The organism is Protofrankia sp. CiT1 (assembly GCF_917627335.1).
GTDB lineage: Bacteria > Actinomycetota > Actinomycetes > Frankiales > Frankiaceae > Protofrankia.
This window is the reverse complement of the sequence record NZ_CAKJTP010000152.1, coordinates 7,119-10,449: the sequence shown is the minus strand read 5'-3', so window position 1 is coordinate 10,449 and position 3,331 is coordinate 7,119. Positions and strand designations below refer to the sequence as shown.

General features: G+C 68.1%; 6 protein-coding genes, 1 tRNA gene and 1 pseudogene. 4 read left to right on the top strand and 4 right to left on the bottom strand.

Features of this window, described 5'->3' with window-relative positions; genetic code table 11:
- Positions 1-230, bottom strand: a pseudogene (locus MJ785_RS18075) (hypothetical protein); the annotation flags it as partial.
- 289 nt (positions 231-519) lie between these two features.
- On the opposite strand from MJ785_RS18075, the gene MJ785_RS18070 reads away from it, so the two are divergent.
- The gene (locus MJ785_RS18070) at positions 520-948 is read left to right on the top strand and encodes a DUF3566 domain-containing protein (protein WP_239381926.1); all 429 of its coding nucleotides are present in this window, start codon (positions 520-522) and stop codon (positions 946-948) included.
- Positions 949-1,039: 91 nt separating this feature from the next.
- A tRNA-Ile gene (locus MJ785_RS18065) sits at positions 1,040-1,113 on the top strand.
- 447 nt (positions 1,114-1,560) lie between these two features.
- Here MJ785_RS18065 and MJ785_RS18060 read toward each other — a convergent pair.
- The gene (locus tag MJ785_RS18060) at positions 1,561-1,851 is read right to left on the bottom strand and encodes a hypothetical protein (protein ID WP_239348320.1); all 291 of its coding nucleotides are present in this window, start codon (positions 1,849-1,851) and stop codon (positions 1,561-1,563) included.
- Positions 1,852-1,973: 122 nt separating this feature from the next.
- Here MJ785_RS18060 and MJ785_RS18055 point away from each other — a divergent pair, with 122 nt between their 5' ends.
- Positions 1,974-2,198, top strand: a complete 225-nt coding sequence (locus tag MJ785_RS18055) for a DNA-binding protein (RefSeq protein WP_308194812.1) — start codon at positions 1,974-1,976, stop codon at positions 2,196-2,198.
- 4 nt (positions 2,199-2,202) lie between these two features.
- Here the strand turns inward: MJ785_RS18055 and MJ785_RS18050 are convergent, their stop codons facing one another.
- The gene (locus MJ785_RS18050) at positions 2,203-2,394 is read right to left on the bottom strand and encodes a helix-turn-helix domain-containing protein (RefSeq protein ID WP_239381925.1); all 192 of its coding nucleotides are present in this window, start codon (positions 2,392-2,394) and stop codon (positions 2,203-2,205) included.
- Between MJ785_RS18050 and MJ785_RS18045 the strand changes: the two genes are divergently transcribed.
- Positions 2,387-2,620 carry a helix-turn-helix domain-containing protein gene (locus MJ785_RS18045; RefSeq protein WP_239310583.1) on the top strand — a complete coding sequence of 78 codons (234 nt, stop codon included), beginning with the start codon at positions 2,387-2,389 and terminating at the stop codon, positions 2,618-2,620. The genes MJ785_RS18050 and MJ785_RS18045 overlap by 8 nt on opposite strands.
- A gap of 303 nt (positions 2,621-2,923) precedes the next feature.
- On the opposite strand, the gene MJ785_RS18040 is transcribed toward MJ785_RS18045, so the two are convergent.
- On the bottom strand, positions 2,924-3,331 hold a 408-nt coding region (locus tag MJ785_RS18040; protein ID WP_239381923.1), incomplete at its 5' end, for an SDR family oxidoreductase.

The window sequence follows — 3,331 nt, the reverse complement described above, 5'->3', positions numbered from 1 at the left end:
GCCGCACCGCCCACCACGACCGGATCGGGCAAGATCTCTGGCGTGGGGCGCGCGGCCAGCGCCGTGCCGCCCGGGGGCGCCACCGGCGTGACAGCATCCGCGTCATCGCGTACTGGCGCATCGTCGGGGACATCGCGCACCACGCTGCTGAAAGAGACGCCCACGCCGGATCCGGACACGATTTCGCTGCGTAGGCCCACGAAGACGGCGGGCGGTTCGACGGAGGGCAAGACCGGGGGGGTCTCTCCGGCCTCCGGCAGCACGGGCGGGCGCGCCATGGCAGGTGAGAACGCTGGCCGTGTGGGAGGGTCGGGACGTGCGAAGGCAGCCGTCGCGGCAGATCCGTCGGCGGAGACCGGCGCCAAGCGACCGGGTGGCGACGGTTCGGTACCCCGTGAGCGCGCTACGTGGACACCGCCGACCAGCCCGGTCACGACGGGCGGTCTGTCCGGTGCGTCGGCAGCACCTGGTGTGCCGACAGCACCCGGTGTGCCGCGCTCACCGGTTCGAGAACGAAGCGTGAAGGATCCAGCGACCGGGCCGATAGTGGGTGCCCCGACCGGGCCGTCCGTCGTCCGCCCAGCCGGCCAGGGCCGCCGTGCCCGGCTGCGCGTCACTCGGGTTAATCCGCTGTCGGTGACCCGGCTGACGTTCGCGTTCTCCCTGTGCGTGTTCGTCGTCATGATGGTCGCCGTGGCGGTGCTGTGGTTTGTGCTGAACTCGATCGGCGTGTTCGACAGTGTGGTCAACGCGGCGGACACACTCACCGACGGCAGCAACGGTGGAGTCCGCACCTGGCTGTCGTTCGCCCGAGCCATGGAGCTTGGACTGCTCATCGGCGCGATCAACGTGATCCTGATGACGGCCCTGGCCACCCTGGGTGCGTTGTTGTACAACTTGTGTACTGAGATGGTCGGTGGGATCGAGGTCGTTCTCGGCGATCATTGATCATTTCGTAGATTTGTGATGTCGACGTCGACGCCCATGGTGGGCGCCACGTCCGATGCTGGATGCCATCCGGTACTGTGGAGCCCAGCAAGGACCTGTAGCTCAGTCGGTTAGAGCGCTTCCCTGATAAGGAAGAGGCCGGTGGTTCAAGTCCACCCAGGTCCACGAGCTGATGCGAGCTGCTCGCTGATCTTCGATCAGCTTCGCCACCAGCCGCGATGTCTTCCCGGGGGGCGACCCCCGGACCCCCGATGTCGGGCTTCGCCCGACCTGGCCGGGGTAACGGTGATCCTTATGTAGCCAACTGTGTAGCCAAGGCGCGCTATCTGTCGTCCTGTTCTTTCGCCGTGTCGTCCTCGTGCTCCTTGTCGTGTTGCGCACCGGGGTCGGCCTCTGGTGCAAGGATGCCGTCCATCGCCGTTGCCGCCGCGCGGAGCCGCGGGTATCCCGCACCTCTGGAGCGCGGAAGGATCCGCCGGGAAACCGGCCGCGTCCAAGGCGCTGCGCGTCGCTGCGCGATCGGCTGCGCCGACCCTGGACCCGACCGGCCCCCCGGCAGGTCGCGCGTCTACCAGAGGAACGGAAGAAAAATAGGGGAAGAACCCGCGCGGGTCAGCGCATCGCCGGCATACCCGGCGGGTTACCGATACCCGCGGGCAGCAGCGCCGGGGGTGTGCCGGAGATCGACCGGAACAGCATCAGCACATCAACGTCCCCGTAGGCATCGGTGAACACCGTGTTCACCGACACTGCCAGCAACGCCGAGGTCAGATCCACCGGGCTCGCCCCGGGTCGCAGAATCACCTCGTAGTCACCGGTGGGGGACTGCCGGACCGTCACGAACCCGGGCGGTTCGGAGGGGATGCGCCATGGGTTTTGGTCAGGCGGAATGATAGGGCTCACGGTCTGCGCTCCTTGAAGAGGAAGGGGTGCGGATCGAGGTCCCGTCGCGGAAGGTGAGAGCTCCCGACGGGACCGCTGTATTTAACAGTCGCTAATTTCTATCCAGTGTCTATGGCGGCTTAGTGACTGTCAAGTACGCTGCGAGGATGGCCCGCGAACAGCTCATGGGGACAGCGGAAATCGCCGCCTGTCTGGGCGTGAGCCGCGTCCGCGTCCACCAGATCGTTACGTCTGACCCATCCTTCCCTGAACCACTCGCCGAGATCAAGGCCGGGAAGATTTGGCGTGCCGACGAGGTGATCCGCTGGATTGCCGAACACCGCCCGCCCCGCCGCCGGGCTACCTGACTGGTCACGCCGCGTCCTCGTGGGCACGCCCGCAGAGCCGATCGACGTAGGCGACGAGCGCCGCCCGGGGGATGCGCCGGGACCGGCCGATCCGGACGGATTCGAGCTGTCCGGCGTTGAGCAGCTCGTAGACCGTGGCGCGGCTGACGCCGAGCAGGTCGGCGGCTTCCGTGGTCGTGAGAAGAAGCGTGTGCACGATCGTTCTCCGAGAGGTCGTCAGGGACAGGGCTCAGGCCGCGCCGGGCAGGCTCGGATCGGCGGCCGACACCGGGCAGGGATGTCCGTGGGCCGCCCGCGCGTTCGGCCTCGGCCGCACCCTCGCCTACGAACTCGCCCGCCGCGGCGGCTTCCCCTGCGAAGTCCACCGCATCGGCCGCCTCTACCGCGTCAACACCAGCGACCTCCTCCGGACGCCCGCGTAGCGTGCCCTGTGGTGAGGGTCACAACACCCCGCCGCATGCACGAACCGCCACCGCAGCCCGCCGGGGTAGACCCCGCTCGAACCGAGCACGGCCACCCCAGCGCCCAGCCCCTTTCCCTGCCGGCCAACACGGCTACCTGGAGCCGGAGGCTCCCGCCTGATGGTGGGTTGGTTGTCCGTATGGCTGTAGAGGACAGCTCCCGCGATCATGCGGACGGCCGCCGCGATGATCGATGAACACCCGTCCGGTACGCGCGACCTCGGCGCAGCCGGCGGAATCGCGGCCGTGCAAGGGAAGCCTGCGCTACCAGGGCAGACTTGCGCCCTGGTAGAAGACGCCGCCGGTAGGGCCGGAGGGAGGGAGCGCGGTGAGCCACAGGAGTTCTGAAGCAGCTTCGGCGGGGCTGCGGTCGGCGTGGGCGGGGCCGATACGAGTCTGGACACGACCCGGCGACGCGGCGTTGATGAGGATGCCGGTGCCGGCGAGTTCGTCGGCGAGGATACGGGTCAGTGCGTTGATGCCGGTTTTGGAGATGCGGTAGGCGGGGCTGCCGGCTTTCATCTCGGACAGAATTGCCATATGGGTGGTGAGGTTGAGAATGCGGCCGTAGCCGGCCGCGCGCATATGGGGGATGACGGCGGTGCACATCCGCCAGGTCCCGATGAGGTTGGTCTCGATGGTGCGGTGGGCGGTGTCGAGGTCGGGCTGGGC